Consider the following 14,653-nt stretch of genomic DNA (forward strand, 5'->3'; position numbering starts at 1 on the left):
GGTAGGCATATATGGCTACTGCGGTGCTATATATGCTCACCGCAGCAAGCGCACATGCCGGTAGGAACAAGGACACAGAAGCCACTCCGGAGGTGGGGAATGAACTTTTTCGCTGCCTTTCGTAAACTTTTCGTTATTTTTCATGGTCGGATTATTTTTAATTTATATCTTTGAAACAAAATTCATGGAATTTCACTACAAATATAAAACAGATTTCATTTTAAAAACAAACTGTTTTAGAATTTAATTTTAAACATATAGATAAGAAGTTATAGATGAGCGATTAACGTGTTTATGAATTTTTACATCAGAAATAAATGACAACACTATGGACACTATTTTAGACGTACCCGGCATCATCAAGCGTGCCAAACAGGTGCTGAAGCTGAAGAAAGACAGCGAACTGGCCGATTACATGGGAGTTTCAAGAGCAACCGTCACCAACTGGGGCGCACGGAACAGCATCGATTTCCGCCTGCTGCTCGACAAACTGGGAAACACGGTGGACTACAACTGGCTGTTGCTGGGAAAAGGAAGTCCGGATCGCCAACCGGGATTCTGCGAAAGCGAACTGGCGCAAGGCGAAGTGCACATAATTCACAATCCGAAAACGGTGGAAGCCACAGACGACCGCAGCGTGACATTGTACGACATCGGGGCGGCCGCCAATCTGAAAACGCTGTTTACCGACAAACATCAGTTTTCGTTGGGAAAGATACAGATTCCCAACGTCCCGCACTGCGACGGAGCGGTCTACGTGAGCGGAGACAGCATGTACCCCATACTGAAATCGGGAGACATCGTGGGGTATAAGGAGCTGAACAGCTTCGAAAGCATCATCTACGGAGAGATATATCTGGTGTCGTTCATGATCGAAGGAGACGAGTATCTGGCGGTGAAATACGTGAAGCGGTCGGAAAAGGAAAGGCACATCAAGCTGGTGAGCTACAACGTGCACCACGAGCCGATGGACATTCCGTTTGCGGCCGTCAACGCCATGGCAATCGTGAAATTCTCCATCCGCCGGCAAATGACCATGTGACAGGGGGCATTTCGGATGCTAAAAGGGCATACGGACCGTTTGCGAAAGAGGGGAGGGGCGGAACAAGCAGATGACGAAATTACGAATCTGGGGAATTCACAATGAATTAATTGAAAAATAGCTTGTTAAGCAACACTGTCCAACAATCGGTTCAAACTGGCCATTACGGTCACGTGGAATGGATATCACAGTCTCTCCATGTTCGGTTTGGATTTTCTTCGGATAACTGGGCACTATAAAATATTCCAGCTCATAAACTCTCTTGCTCTTTACAAAAACACGTATGTCATAACTCTCGAATTCACTCTTCCTGTTTGTAATACACCTTATTATAAAACTTACCACTTCGTCTTTGCCCTATTCTATATCTTGGCTATTTTTGTTTTTTTTATCATTTAACAGAACTCTTTGTTTAGCATTTAGGGGAGAGATAACTTTCTCGCCTGTTTTGCCCTCCAATTCAAGACGTGCATTACGCGCTATTTCTCCACCTTGACGAGCAACGTCGCTGTGTTCATCCATTGTTTCGGGATTAGCAGTTTCCGAAATGCGCTTTGTCGATAGCTCCGCCAGCATATTTAGCACCAGCTCGGTGTTAGTCATGTTGTCGCGCAGGTTTTCCTTTTTTAACCCCTTGAATTTCTTATATTCCTTGGCCGTTTTGCCTGCCCACGTCTTATAGATAATATCGGTTAGGAAAACGAATTGTACCCCCTCTTGCAATCCGCGTTTCTTCCATTCGTCTGTAAGCTCTTTGCGTATTTCAATGCTTTTTAGACGTTGGTTGATCCAATTGTCGGAATAGCCCAAACGTTTGTAATCGTTCATAGCCTGTTCTATCGACAATTCCGGGTCTTGCATTTGATCTAAACGCTCACGTGCCACTTGTGCAATCCACAACTTAAACGGTTCCGCCTTGGGTGAGGGTATGGACTGAATCAGCCTGAAAAGCTGCTCCGTATCAGCCACATCGGTTAGTCGCATCTTGCCATCCGCGGCACGCATTTTCAAACCGTGACAATTCGTCACGGTTTCATTACCCTCTGCTTTAAGACGTTGTTTCAGTTTTCTCCAATAGGCCGTGGGGTCTATACTATCCGTCAAAATGGCGACGGTATCCACGATGGAGAAGTACCATTTTTCCTGTTCTTCGTCCCAAATGCTGCGGACTTTCTTCGTCTCAAATAACTGTACAGCTTGCTTTTGTGCCATAATATTTCATTTTTTCAATCTTCCTCTTTGTAATACACCTTGTAAAACTTACTACGTTCGTCTTCGCCTTGTTCTACGTTTTGACGGTTCCCAGCAATGATGATTTGGATTTGCTTATCCAAATTGATGACACGCTTATAGAAACGTTGCTGCTTTTTGCAATTGCAAGCTATTTAAATGTCGGTTTCTTTATCAACATAAATGATTTCTTTTTCTTTCTCTGTTTTTTTAATCTATACTTAAGGGGATTTTTGTTTTTGTCAAACTGAAGATTAGGACTAAAAAAGAGAATTTCTTTTCCTTCTTTAGATTTAGCTGCTGTATGAATTAGACTATATTCTTTTTTTTATACAGCCAGAATATAAATCTTTAATCTCTGGAGTATCATCATAAGACACTATCCACTTGACTCCTTGTAAACTTTTAATCTTTTCACTAACAATTTGATGATGAGACTTCTTGTAATAATTCATATATAAAGAACTCCCTTTTCCATAATAAGGAGGATCAAAGTATAGCAGTGTATTATTGAACTGTTCGTTTTGTTTTACTATTTTATCTATCAAAACAAGAGCGTCATCATTATATAAATCTATTTTGTTTTTTATGCCTGCTATCTTACGAATACGCTCTATCAGGTTTTCTTTATTGAACCTGCAATCTAATTTATAAACACCTTCTTGTTTATAACCTCCTATTACACCAGCCTTAATTATTCCAGATCTATTTGTCCTATTTAAAAAGAATGTTGAAAATCCAAGTTCGAGCAAACCAACATTATCTATATTTTTCTGAACTTCTTTCTGTTTTTCCCATTCTTCTATCGTAATAGATGTTTTCTCTATTAGATTACATAATTCTTCTGATTGATTTAGTACAGAGTACCAAAAAGCATAGATTGATCGATCTTTATCATTGATAGTTATTTTTTCAACAAAACCCTCAAATAATAGAAATAAAGCCACAGAAGCTCCTCCGGAATATGGCTCCACATAGTGTTCCGTAATTCCATTATAAAAACACATCTTAGCAATATAAATGGAGCTAATCTATTTTTCCCTCCAGGGTAACGCAATGGAGAATATATCATCATTTGCTCTCCTTAATATCTAATATTTCACAAAACAAAGGGAATAATATCCTTGCTTCCATCATTGTAATCGCTTCCTGCTCTTTCAGTTGAGCCTCGTAGAGGAGACCGTCAACTTGTCATATCATTATTCTAAACAAATTTGGGCTTCTTGTTTAAAACGTTGTAAAGATATGTTTTTTCGTGTTTCCCCCAAAGAAAATACGAGCTTATTTATATAAAAACATCTCAACACTCTTTATATCGTAATGTTTTCCTTGACAAGGCTTACTCCTTCGTAAAAAGAAGTTTAATCCGGGGCTTACAAATTATCCATTCCAAACTTGGCTATCTCATCGATAATCGGTAGTACTTTCTCTCCCAATGGCGTGAGAGAGTATTCCACTCTGGGAGGAACTTCGGGATACTGTTTCTTTTTAACCAACCCTTTGGCGCAAAGAAATTTCAGTTCGTCAATAAGCATCTTCTCGCTGATGCCCGGAATGGCACGTTTGAGCTCTCCGTAACGGATTATCCTGCGGTTGATTTGGAAGATGATGAGCAGTGTCCATTTACCGGCGAAAATCTGCATTGATTTCCGCACGGGGCATTCATTGTCTGAAATTTTTCTCTCCATAGCAAACATTTTTATTCTTGATAATCAATAAATCTAATAATATAGTATGTATCATACAATATTGTAGGTACTTGTATTTTATAATGCAAAGGTATTACTTTGCAGCGACTTCAACAATTAAAGTACAGACTTATGGAAAGAAAAACTGAAAAAGTGCGCCGGTTCTACACGGCTTTGGCACAGGGTGATTTTGAAACGGTGGGGGCATTGCTCTCCGACGATTTGACATGGCATCAACCGGGAGAGGGAGCACTGTCGGGCGTTTACAACGGCAAGCAGAATGTTTTTGCCCATTTGGGAAGAATGGCTCAATTGAGCAATGGGACGTTCGCCATCGACCAAGTGGATTACGTGACGGAAAACGATGACTTGGTTGCGGCTGCAATCGGATTCGCGGTGTCGGCAAACGGACATTCGATAGAAATGAAAGGCGTGGATCTCTTTCGCTTTGAGAATGGTTTGATAAAAGAGGTTTGGCTCTTTTCGGAACGCATTGACGAGGAAGACCGCTTCTGGACGGCATTGGCACAAGAACGTTAGTATTGGACCGGTATTTGGGGCAGAGGTTGTCATTTAAACTGGCACTATAAAATATTTTGTGTAAATGGAAAATACGGGATTCAAAGTGAGTTCCGTATTTTTTATTTTATTCAGGTGATTCAAACTAGTTCTTAACAGTGATTGATTTTGAAAAAGATTTCACTAACTTTGTTCGCAGTGATCATAACGATTATTGTTTGCAATTCTTTGTATTTCAATACTATAAAGTTGCAGCAAATTTTGCTGATCACCAAGTTTGCAAACACTTATGATTCGTTGAACTCAGGTTAAAGCACAACAATGAAAAAGACATTCTTTTTGCAACTCTGCGCATTATGCTTTCTATCGATATTGCTTTCGATGTGCACGAAGGTCGACGTGGAGGATACGGGAGTAAGCAAAACTATGTCTCTCCGGCATAATTACATGGCAATAACAACCAAAGGCAATGCTCCTGCAGAAGTGGAAGTGCGTTACAGCGTACTGGGACGTAACGGATGCAACGAAGTAAAAACGGAGAGACTGTCAACACCTTGCCTGATAGGCGGAGAAGAAGTTCAAGTTACTTACGACAGCATTGTTGGGAAACATTCCGGTCGAACGGTTTTTAGCCAACTCGCCTTAAAAAGAGATTTCCAGGAAAACGGAGCGGATTTTCTTTCGATTAAAAACTTGTCTTCATCTGTGATAGAATATGCAGTGATAGGAAACCAGCCTTTAACATTTCACCATCCCGCAGATCTGGAAGGATACCATAATTTTAGCCATACAGGCAAGGTAGACAAGGATAAGGTTGTAAAAGAGAGTCCCACACCTGTTTACCACAATGGTGTACCCATCTTATATTTACTGAAGCCTGAACTTTGCAAGGTGAATCATTACTACATCCTGCTAAGCGTTGGAACTTGTAAGGGCGGGGAGCTAACCACTGTATCAAGTACCTATGCCAAGAAAATAGATATAAACACAACGGAGCATACCATCCGAGAAATAATGGATTTCTATAAAGAAGAGTACAGCCGTGGCCATGCACTATTTGCGGACTACGGAGACTACGACGCGAAATGCCCTAAATACAAAGGATTGGCTCGCTTAGACATGAAGCTATACGGAGAGATACAGCCCTATCAACTTCTGAGAAATTCTGGAGAAATCTGGTTTATCAATACATCGTCAGGCATGAGGGGCGTTGATATCTTTAAAACAGCACCCCCTCTCACTCGGCAGCAAGCATCTCGGAACGATGAAAGCCTGTTAACTGAATAGGAACACGAACCCCTCTCACTCAGCAGCAAGCATCTCGCAAACCTTATCCTGAAAGGCTCTCGCCTTAGCGGCCGGGAACACATTCTGATTCATGATGGCAAAGGCCACTTGGTTTCCGTTCTTCCGTTTCAGATAGCCTGCAAGGGCGTTGATGGCGGTAAACGAACCGGTCTTGGCATGCACGTTGCCTGCCGCGGCGGTCTTTTTCATCCGGAACTTCAGCGTACCGTCGATGCCGGCTATGGGCAGGGATTTGTACAGGCTGCGGAAGATGTCGGTGCGCGAGTAGGCGTATTTCAGAAGGTCGACCAGCAGGGCGGGCGACAGGTAGTTGTAGTTGGACAGCCCCGATCCGTCCGCCAGCTTGTAACTCTTGGAGTCGTGCCCGAGAAGGCGGATGAGTGCTTCCACTTCCTTCAGCCCGTCTTCGGCAGCGACTCCTTTCTTGCCCGTAGCATGCGCGCCCAGCCGGCACAGCAAGGCTTCCGCATTCAAGTTGTCGCTCTCTTTCATCAATTGGTCCAACACTTTTTGCACGGGCGTCTCCCAACGGGCTATACGCCCGGCTCCCTCCGGAGGCAACGGGCAAAAGGCGTACGAAGCAGGGGCCGCGACTCCCGCAGCATGCAGGCGCTCGACAAACGTGTGCATGAAGAAAGACTCCGAATGATACAGGTTCACCCACCCCGTACGCACGGAAGCCACATTGCCTTTCACCACCAGACGGTTGTCGTTCGCAAGCCATCCGCGAGATACGGAGAACTTTCCGACGGAAGGCGTGCGTGTCTTTGTCCGGTTGTCGGCGGTATAATAAGAGGAAGACGGGGTGAAGACGAGCCGTGCGGTATCCCCCTGCTGTGCGGAAGGAACGGCGATCACCTTCACCGCTCCTTTGCAAAACATCAATGGAGAGAGATAGGGCTGGTAGGCTTCCGGATTGTCGTCCCACGCCCAGCCGTTCCCCCAGTAGAGGGAATCTTTCATCGACACGTCGCCGTAAACCTGCCCGTCGATCACCGAAATGGGGAAAGCCCTCACGGCACTTACCAGCGAGTCCATCGCCTCGTCGTCGAACTCCGGATCGAACCCGCCCACGACGTAGAGATTGCCCTTCAGCGTATCGCGTTCTATGGTTCCGTCGTGCCACACCTCCGTGCGGAAGGGCGTGCGGGCATCGGCGCGGGAGAGGAAGGCGACGGCGGTGAGGAGCTTCATGGTAGAGGCCGGACGCGAGAGCTTCGTATCCCGATAGGTATAGAGCGGCTTCTTCTCCGTAAGGTCGTACACCGAAATGCCGACTTCCGAGCCCTCCGGAAGCATCGCCGCAATGAGCGAGTCGATGCGCGACCAGTCTGATTGCCCCCACGCCTGCAAGCAAGCCGCCACGAATAAAATACCTGTCAAAAACCTCTTCATAACACTCCTCTGTTGGATAATAAATGCAAAGTATCGGACGCCTATTCTGCACGTCGATTCGGAACCGCTCCTCTGTTGAATAATAGCAGAGCCGCTGCAACCTGTTTACAACCTCAAAATATTTAAGAACTTCACCGTTGAATAGGGCGGCTACAACGCTTCGCGGAAAATCTCCGCCACCGTGGGATGCGGAAAGACAATCTTCTTCCACGCCTCGGTGGTGAGCCCCAGATCGACAGCCATGCCGGCAATGGTGATAATCTCCGAAGCCGGATTGCCCAATACGTGGGCGCCGATGATACGCTCCTTCTCATCGAGCAGCAGCTTGCAAACTCCGTTCACCCCTTCGTTCTCCGCCACAAAGCGTCCGGAAAAGGCCATCGGCAGCTTCACCGTACGGAAGGTGATGCTCTTGCGCTGCGCCGTTTCTTCCGTCTCTCCCACTCCGGCTATTTCGGGATTGGTATACACCACACCGGGAATGGCGCGATAGCTCATCGCATCTTCCTTGCCCAAAATGGTGTGCACCGCCACTTCGGCTTCGCGCACGGCGGTGTGTGCCAGCAGCGAGAATCCGGTGAGGTCGCCGCAAGCGTACACGTTCGGCAGAGAAGTACGCATCTGCGCGTCTACACGGATGTGCCCGAGTTCGGTCTTATAGAGCGACAGGTTTTCGAGCCCGAACCCTTGAGTCACCGGACGGCGGCCTACGCTCATCAGCAGACGGTCGGCAGTGACGCTGCCCTCGCCTTCGGCATTCTCGAAAGAGACGGTCGCCCCTTCGGGCGTCGACGACACAGCCGTGACTTTGGTGCTCAGCAGGAACTTGACGCCGCGCTTGGCATACTCCGCCCGGAGCATCGCCGAAAGTTCTTTGTCCATTCCGCCGAGAATCTCATCGAGCATCTCCACAACGGTGACTTGCGTGCCCAGACTGTTGAAGAACGAAGCGAACTCCATCCCGATGACTCCTCCGCCCACAATGACGAGAGAAGCGGGCAGCTCTTTGCAGTCGAGCGCGTCACGGTGTGTCCAGTAGTCCGCCTTGTCCACTCCCGGAATGGGCGGGATAAACGTATCCGACCCGGTGCAGAGTATCAGGTTTTCACCCTCGTAGGTCTCATCTCCGCAACGAACCGTGTGGCGGTCGATGATGTGCGCCTCGCCCGTCACGATGGCCACATTGTTCGACGTCAGCTTAGCCTTCACCCCGAGCACCAGCTTACGCACCACCTTGCTTTTGCGGCTGATGATTTTCGGAAGGTCGAAAGCCGGTTCGGCCACCGTCACCGCATATTTGGAGGCATGACGCGCCGAATCGTATGTTTTGGCGGAATAGAGCAGTGTTTTGGTGGGGATGCATCCCTCGTTCAGGCAAACGCCGCCGAGGCTGTTCTTCTCGATAAGGAGCACACTCAGTCCGGCTTTGCCGGCTGTTTCGGCAGCCGTATATCCCGCAGGACCTCCGCCGATGATGATGACTTGATACTTCATGGTGATTAGATTAGTTAATGTTTTTTATGTTGCAAGCAAAGGTATCGAAATATTCGGAATAAATGAAAGTTCGCTGATCATTCACAATCCTTGCCCTTATATTTTAAGCGTTCCGCCATTCATGGCATTAGCCATATCTATTTTTAATTCTTCGTCATAATCTTGCCCTTTCAAAAAACACACAATAATTCGCGATAACATCTTCTGCCCTATATTAGAACTTGCCACATGATAAACTATCGCCTCCAATTGACGCATGAAAATGCATGCCTGCCAATAATAACCGTTTTTATGAAGGAAGTAAGCTCCCAGCGTCAATGCTATACGTTTGTTTCCGTCATTGAAATAATGACCGGAACAAAAATTAAAAACAAGATACGTCAATTTATCCTCAAAAGAGGGATAGTATAAATTGTTTTGTACGAAGTCGAGCGTAGCACGTATACCACCATCATCACGAATGCCATCAAATCCCCCGCCGCTCGCTCCTATCATACGACGATAGACATCCAAGACTTCGTCATAATCGATATATTGTATTTCATTACTCGCCATCTGCCTGCTTCAATCGTTTAAGGACATCCTTGTTATCTTCCAATATCCGGTCAAAATCTATGGACTGATCGCCTATAAAACGTTCGTATTCTTCCGGTGTCACAGCTTGCAAATACTCTCCGATATTGCCATGATAAGCATCCCTGAAGCTGTAATCACGCGAGGCCATTTTTGTACGGGCATCATTCAAATAAGGTTTTTGCATGGGATGTTCCACCAGTTCATTAACAATTTCTTCTACCTCATCCATTGTCAGTTTAATTCCATGATTCTTTTTGAATCGTTCCTGAATAGCCGAACCTACGCCATTCTCAAAAGAGGAGATAACAAGAAGAACCTCTGCATAAAGAGTGTTTCGAACATTATCTTTCATACCAAGATTAAGAATCTCTCGATACTCCCTGGCATTTTCTCGGAACACAGCCTTATAAATAAAATCCGTCACCTGAGCATACTTATAGGTAATGTGTCCGTCTACATATTGGTTGATAGCAGAAGTGAGATTTTTCCGATAATTTTCTTCTGTTATCACAGCCGGCAAGAAATGTACATCCCTACGGTTGATAAACTTCGTCCCTCCGCCGGTTCTCTGATTGATAGTAGCTATTACCAAATCAAGAATTAAACTCCTGACAGCTTTGGCTTTATCACTTTCTGTAAGCAGCATCCCGATATTCAAAAATGAACGGAAATTAAAAAGCCCGAGTTGAGTGGTTTTGCTCCCGACATTTATGACGGGAGCAAATTGTAACTTCAACTCTTTCAATCGCTTACCCTTACATAAAACATATCCGTTCAATATCAACTCTTGCCCATGGTTCTCCAGATATCGCTCTATGGTACGTTCTTCAACTTCATAAAAATCGGCTACCATTTTTTTTGTAAACCGATACTCTCCCTCAAAGAGCATACCCGGCACATCCAATGTCTTCCGAATTTCTTCTACAGCGAAGCGATTGTTCAATACATTCTGACGTTCTATGTTTGAAATAGTTAAATCTTTCATTCCTGCATTTCCTTAAGATATTGCCATATATACATACACATTTATTAGTTTCTTCTGTCTGCTTTCCAATATCTGTCTTTATCCAAATGACGCAAAATAACGAAGAAAGCCGTTATTCAGAATAAGGACATGGACAGCGTTCCGCCATTCACCGGTTGCCTCGCATTTCACTGACTCCGCGTCGGGAGAGCGCTTTCAGGAACTCTTCTTCAGCAACGGGCATCACCGATGCGAACCGGCCTTCACCATACTCGATCAGCAGATACTCCGTTGCCGAGAAACGGCCGAACTTCATCGAGCGGCAACGCTTCACGGCAGAAATGTCGCACAGCGGAATCGCCGTCTTGCCTCCGAATCTGCCTCGGTATATTTCGAGCACGCCATCCGAAGTTACGGTGTAAACCGTATGAATGACTTTCTCTATCAGGCCGATAAGAACAAGAGCCAGCAGCACGGCGGGCAAGATGTATCCGTACCACACGGCGCATGCCATGTTGACCGCAATCACAATCAGCAGAAGATATTGATACCACGCAACGCGGGCATGGAACGTTCGGTTCATTTTCGTCGGTTTTTGGGCTGCAAGGTAGTAATTTTACGAATTATCGGCAATGAAACGCACAAGGAAGTAAGTTATTTTGTAGATTTGCCAACGAGAAACAACTATACTATGGTCAGAAAATTCGATTTCCTCGTCATCGGCTCCGGAATCGCCGGTATGAGTTTCGCGCTGAAAGTGGCGCATAAAGGCAGTGTAGCTCTGATCTGCAAAGCCGGACTGGAAGAATCAAATACGTATTTCGCGCAAGGAGGCATCGCTTCCGTGACTAATTTGGCAGTAGACAACTTCGAAAAGCACATCAAAGACACGATGATTGCCGGTGACCATATCAACGACCCCGCAGCCGTGAACATGGTGATACGAAACGCTCCCGAACAGATCAAAGCATTGATAGACTGGGGGGTGAATTTCGACAAGAAGGAGAACGGAGAATTCGACCTCCACAAGGAAGGAGGGCATTCGGAGTTCCGCATCCTGCACCACAAAGACAATACGGGGGCCGAAATACAGACCAGCCTGATAGAAGCCGTGAAGCGCCATCCCAACATCACAGTGTTCGAAAACTTCTATGCCGTGGAGATCATCACGCAGCATCATCAGGGCATCATCGTGACCCGATACACGCCTGGCATCAAATGCTACGGGGCTTATGTGCTGAACGAGCAGACGGGGGAGGTGGACACTTTCCTCTCGAAGCTGACGGTGATGGCCACCGGAGGATGCGAGGCGGTGTACCGCAACACTACCAATCCGCTGGTAGCCACAGGCGACGGGATAGCCATGGTATATCGAGCCAAAGGAATGGTGAAAGACATGGAATTCATCCAGTTCCACCCCACCGCTCTGTTCAACCCGGGCGACCGTCCCAGCTTCCTCATCACCGAAGCCATGAGGGGATACGGAGCGGTGCTCCGCACGCAAGACGGCAATGAGTTCATGCAGAAGTACGACGCCCGCCTCTCGCTGGCTCCGCGCGACATCGTGGCGCGCGCCATCGACAACGAAATGAAACAGCGGGGCGAGGACCACGTCTATCTCGACGTCACCCACAAAGATCCGGAGGAGACCAAACGCCACTTCCCGAACATCTACAAGAAATGTCTCAGCCTCGGCATCGACATCACCAAAGACTACATCCCCGTGGCTCCGGCAGCTCATTACCTGTGCGGAGGCATCAAGGTCGACCTCGACGGGCAGTCGAGCATCCGCCGCCTGTATGCCTTGGGCGAATGTTCGTGCACCGGACTGCATGGAGGCAACCGACTGGCATCCAACTCGCTCATCGAAGCGGTGGTGTATGCCGATTCGGCAGCCCGCCATGCGCTGAGTGTGCTCGAGCGTTACGATTTCAACGACGACATACCCGAATGGAACGACGAGGGAACCATCTCGAACGAAGAGCGTGTGCTCATCACCCAGAGCATGAAAGAGGTGAACCAGATTATGGAAGCGTACGTAGGCATCGTGCGTAGCAATCTCCGCCTCACCCGCGCGTGGAACCGGCTCGACATTATTTACGAGGAGACCGAACGCCTGTTCAAGAAATGCAAAGCCACCCGCGAGCTCTGCGAACTGCGCAACATGATCAACGTTGGGTATCTCATCACACGGCAGGCGATGGAACGAAAAGAAAGCCGGGGGCTGCACTACACCATCGACTATCCGAAGAAAGAAAGGTAAGAGCACTCCATCCGCACTCTTCGATGAACCGGAGCGACATCCGGCTACCCGAAGAGACGAAGGATAAGGGCACGCCGCCAACGGAACAAATCCGTTCAAGAAGGAAAAATGACTGCACCGAAGAGGCGGAAGGATAAAGGCACGCCGCCAACGGAGCAAATCCGTTCAAGAAGGAAAAGTGACTGCACCGAAGAGACGAAGGATAAGGGCATGCCAACACCAAGTCGAAAGGCGGTGGCGGAATGGAAACGCAGACGGGACGAAAGATAAGGGTACTACAATACGAAGATTCCGGACTCTTCGGGTATGGAAGGATAAAAAGCGATGAAAGATAAGGGTGCTACAATACGAAGGCGCACCGACTATGGGATAAACGCTCCGGATGCCGTGCAGCCGGCGAAACGCAAATTATCCGGACGGCTTTTTCCCCCGCCGGACGTATCGCTTGGCCGCAACGCATCCGGCGTGAGAAGAGGGGTGAGAATGTGGGAGTAAACGCAATTTTGCAAACGAAACGGAACTTTTTTTTAAAATACATGTTATAAACATTAGGACATACTACTAATAAAATACTCATTGACTATTTACGGTTTATGAAAAAAACTGATCCGAAAAAAATTAAGCTCAAAAGACTCCGGTTGAAGAATATCCAGATAAGCAAGGAGGCACGCAATTTTTACAGTAGGATATTCATTGATCTGGGACAATTGGCCATCTTTACGAAAGATGTAATCAAGCAGTTCTTTCAGCCGCCGTTCGAACACGGGGAACTCGTCAAGCAGGGATATATCATCGGAAACAAGTCATTCGCTCTGGTAGGAATCACCGGATTCATCATGGGACTGGTGCTCACGATGCAGATGAACCCCATACTGACCGACTTCGGCGCCCAAACACTGCTGCCGGGAGTAATCGCAGTAGCGATGATACGCGAGCTGGGGCCCGTGATTACAGGATTGATATGCGCAGGCAAGATAAGCTCGGGCATCGGCGCCGAAATCGCGGCAATGATCGTAACCGAGCAGATCGACGCCATGGAAGTATCCGGAACCAAACCGCTCGGCTTTGTCGTAGCTTCCCGCGTGCTGGCAACCACCGTAGTGGTTCCCATCCTCGTCATCTTTGCCGATATCTTCAGCCTGATCGGCGCTTTTCTGGCAATCAACGTATTCGAGAGTACCAATATCACCCTGTTTGTCAACCGGGCATTAGACGTCGTTACGTTCGAAGACTTGCTTCCCGCAACGGTGAAAACCGTTTTCTTCGGGTTCTTCATCGCTCTGATCGGCTGCTATAAAGGATACCATGCCGGACGGGGAACCGAATCGGTGGGACAGGCCGCCAACTCGGCAGTAGTCATATCCTCGCTTACCATTTTCATCATCGACCTGATGTTTGTTCTTATCACCAACATTTTTTAAGCAGGCGCCATGGACAAAAAAGAAGAAGTTATTGTAATAGAAAACCTCTATAAGTCGTTCGGAGACCTGCACATACTGCAAGGAATAGACCTCAAGCTCCATAAAGGAGAGAATCTGGGCATTCTCGGCAAGTCGGGCACGGGCAAATCCGTGCTCACCAAGTGCATCGTAAGGCTGATAGAGCCCGATGCAGGGAAGATAACGATACTCGGCGAAGACGTGCTGGCATGCAACGCGGCGGAACTGAACGAAGTGCGCAAGAAGATAGGATACCTCTTTCAGGGAGGAGCCCTGTACGACTCGATGAGCGTACGCGAAAACCTTCACTTCCCTATCCGCAGAACCCAGTTCACCGACAGAGAACACGATTCGGAAGAGCTGGTAGAAAAAGCATTGCGGAGCGTAGGCCTTCTGGATGCCATCGACAAGATGCCTTCGGAACTTTCGGGGGGAATGAAAAAGAGGATAGCGCTGGCGCGCGCGCTCATCCTGCAACCGGAGATCATCCTTTACGACGAACCCACTACGGGCTTAGACGCCGTCACCTCTGGAGAAATAAGCGAATTGATACTGAAAGTACGCGAAGAATACAATACGGCGTCCATCATCATCACCCACGACATGAAATGCGCCAAAATATCGACCGATATCATCAAAATCATGAAAGAGGGAGTATTCGTGGTGGAAGGCACGTACGACGAACTGAAAAACTGCAAGGACAAAGAGATACAGAATTATTTTATTTAAACGGAA

14 protein-coding genes are annotated in these 14,653 nt (G+C 47.2%); 6 read left to right on the forward strand and 8 right to left on the reverse strand.

The annotated features are described in order from the left end of the window. The first annotated feature begins 328 nt into the window (after positions 1-328). Positions 329-1,042 (forward strand): LexA family transcriptional regulator, encoded by a 714-nt coding sequence (locus GGR07_RS06550; protein ID WP_021644327.1) that lies wholly within the window; start codon positions 329-331, stop codon positions 1,040-1,042. 357 nt (positions 1,043-1,399) lie between these two features. Here the strand turns inward: GGR07_RS06550 and GGR07_RS06555 are convergent, their stop codons facing one another. The 3 genes from GGR07_RS06555 to GGR07_RS06565 form a co-directional block, all read right to left on the reverse strand. Next, positions 1,400-2,254: a BRO-N domain-containing protein gene (locus tag GGR07_RS06555; protein ID WP_122056445.1), complete on the reverse strand. Its 855-nt coding sequence runs from the start codon at positions 2,252-2,254 to the stop codon at positions 1,400-1,402. Between the two features lie 332 nt (positions 2,255-2,586). Beyond that, on the reverse strand, positions 2,587-3,246 hold the full coding sequence (locus GGR07_RS06560; protein WP_256680545.1) for a DNA adenine methylase: 660 nt from the start codon (positions 3,244-3,246) through the stop codon (positions 2,587-2,589). 399 nt (positions 3,247-3,645) lie between these two features. Beyond that, entirely contained in the window at positions 3,646-3,960 is a 315-nt protein-coding gene (locus GGR07_RS06565) for a winged helix-turn-helix transcriptional regulator (RefSeq protein ID WP_034543924.1), read from the reverse strand. A gap of 132 nt (positions 3,961-4,092) precedes the next feature. Between GGR07_RS06565 and GGR07_RS06570 the strand changes: the two genes are divergently transcribed. Then, positions 4,093-4,500: a nuclear transport factor 2 family protein gene (locus GGR07_RS06570; RefSeq protein WP_021644323.1), complete on the forward strand. Its 408-nt coding sequence runs from the start codon at positions 4,093-4,095 to the stop codon at positions 4,498-4,500. A gap of 300 nt (positions 4,501-4,800) precedes the next feature. Beyond that, positions 4,801-5,766 (forward strand): hypothetical protein, encoded by a 966-nt coding sequence (locus tag GGR07_RS06575; protein WP_256680544.1) that lies wholly within the window; start codon positions 4,801-4,803, stop codon positions 5,764-5,766. A gap of 15 nt (positions 5,767-5,781) precedes the next feature. On the opposite strand, the gene dacB is transcribed toward GGR07_RS06575, so the two are convergent. From dacB to GGR07_RS06600, 5 genes are all read right to left on the reverse strand, one after another. Continuing rightward, the gene (gene dacB, locus GGR07_RS06580; protein WP_122056444.1) at positions 5,782-7,182 is read right to left on the reverse strand and encodes a D-alanyl-D-alanine carboxypeptidase/D-alanyl-D-alanine endopeptidase; all 1,401 of its coding nucleotides are present in this window, start codon (positions 7,180-7,182) and stop codon (positions 5,782-5,784) included. Between the two features lie 150 nt (positions 7,183-7,332). After that, positions 7,333-8,676 (reverse strand): dihydrolipoyl dehydrogenase, encoded by a 1,344-nt coding sequence (gene lpdA / locus GGR07_RS06585; RefSeq protein WP_034543919.1) that lies wholly within the window; start codon positions 8,674-8,676, stop codon positions 7,333-7,335. 96 nt (positions 8,677-8,772) lie between these two features. After that, positions 8,773-9,231 carry a type II toxin-antitoxin system death-on-curing family toxin gene (locus tag GGR07_RS06590; RefSeq protein ID WP_122056443.1) on the reverse strand — a complete coding sequence of 153 codons (459 nt, stop codon included), beginning with the start codon at positions 9,229-9,231 and terminating at the stop codon, positions 8,773-8,775. Further along, positions 9,221-10,237 (reverse strand): hypothetical protein, encoded by a 1,017-nt coding sequence (locus tag GGR07_RS06595; protein ID WP_034543918.1) that lies wholly within the window; start codon positions 10,235-10,237, stop codon positions 9,221-9,223. Before GGR07_RS06595 ends, GGR07_RS06590 begins: the two co-directional genes overlap by 11 nt. 148 nt (positions 10,238-10,385) lie before the next feature. After that, complete coding sequence (locus tag GGR07_RS06600; protein WP_034543917.1) at positions 10,386-10,799, reverse strand: PH domain-containing protein; 414 nt, start codon at positions 10,797-10,799, stop codon at positions 10,386-10,388. 108 nt (positions 10,800-10,907) lie between these two features. On the opposite strand from GGR07_RS06600, the gene nadB reads away from it, so the two are divergent. From nadB to GGR07_RS06615, 3 genes are all read left to right on the forward strand, one after another. Then, on the forward strand, positions 10,908-12,479 hold the full coding sequence (gene nadB, locus GGR07_RS06605) for an L-aspartate oxidase (protein WP_122056442.1): 1,572 nt from the start codon (positions 10,908-10,910) through the stop codon (positions 12,477-12,479). A gap of 593 nt (positions 12,480-13,072) precedes the next feature. After that, on the forward strand, positions 13,073-13,900 hold the full coding sequence (locus tag GGR07_RS06610; protein ID WP_021644307.1) for an MlaE family ABC transporter permease: 828 nt from the start codon (positions 13,073-13,075) through the stop codon (positions 13,898-13,900). Between the two features lie 9 nt (positions 13,901-13,909). Beyond that, positions 13,910-14,647, forward strand: a complete 738-nt coding sequence (locus tag GGR07_RS06615; protein WP_122056441.1) for an ABC transporter ATP-binding protein — start codon at positions 13,910-13,912, stop codon at positions 14,645-14,647. The last annotated feature ends 6 nt before the right edge of the window (positions 14,648-14,653 follow it).

It is taken from the genome of Bacteroides pyogenes (assembly GCF_014196225.1).
In the GTDB taxonomy this organism is placed as follows: domain Bacteria; phylum Bacteroidota; class Bacteroidia; order Bacteroidales; family Bacteroidaceae; genus Bacteroides; species Bacteroides pyogenes_A.

Bases quoted from the DNA above. Each gene is read 5' to 3' on its own strand.
- GGR07_RS06550 (WP_021644327.1), top strand. From the start codon at position 329: ATGGACACTATTTTAGACGTACCCGGCATCATCAAGCGTGCCAAACAG.
- GGR07_RS06555 (WP_122056445.1), bottom strand. From the start codon at position 2,254: ATGGCACAAAAGCAAGCTGTACAGTTATTTGAGACGAAGAAAGTCCGC.
- GGR07_RS06565 (WP_034543924.1), bottom strand. From the start codon at position 3,960: ATGGAGAGAAAAATTTCAGACAATGAATGCCCCGTGCGGAAATCAATG.
- GGR07_RS06570 (WP_021644323.1), top strand. From the start codon at position 4,093: ATGGAAAGAAAAACTGAAAAAGTGCGCCGGTTCTACACGGCTTTGGCA.
- GGR07_RS06575 (WP_256680544.1), top strand. From the start codon at position 4,801: ATGAAAAAGACATTCTTTTTGCAACTCTGCGCATTATGCTTTCTATCG.
- dacB (WP_122056444.1), bottom strand. From the start codon at position 7,182: ATGAAGAGGTTTTTGACAGGTATTTTATTCGTGGCGGCTTGCTTGCAG.
- lpdA (WP_034543919.1), bottom strand. From the start codon at position 8,676: ATGAAGTATCAAGTCATCATCATCGGCGGAGGTCCTGCGGGATATACG.
- GGR07_RS06590 (WP_122056443.1), bottom strand. From the start codon at position 9,231: ATGGCGAGTAATGAAATACAATATATCGATTATGACGAAGTCTTGGAT.
- GGR07_RS06595 (WP_034543918.1), bottom strand. From the start codon at position 10,237: ATGAAAGATTTAACTATTTCAAACATAGAACGTCAGAATGTATTGAAC.
- GGR07_RS06600 (WP_034543917.1), bottom strand. From the start codon at position 10,799: ATGAACCGAACGTTCCATGCCCGCGTTGCGTGGTATCAATATCTTCTG.
- nadB (WP_122056442.1), top strand. From the start codon at position 10,908: ATGGTCAGAAAATTCGATTTCCTCGTCATCGGCTCCGGAATCGCCGGT.
- GGR07_RS06610 (WP_021644307.1), top strand. From the start codon at position 13,073: ATGAAAAAAACTGATCCGAAAAAAATTAAGCTCAAAAGACTCCGGTTG.
- GGR07_RS06615 (WP_122056441.1), top strand. From the start codon at position 13,910: ATGGACAAAAAAGAAGAAGTTATTGTAATAGAAAACCTCTATAAGTCG.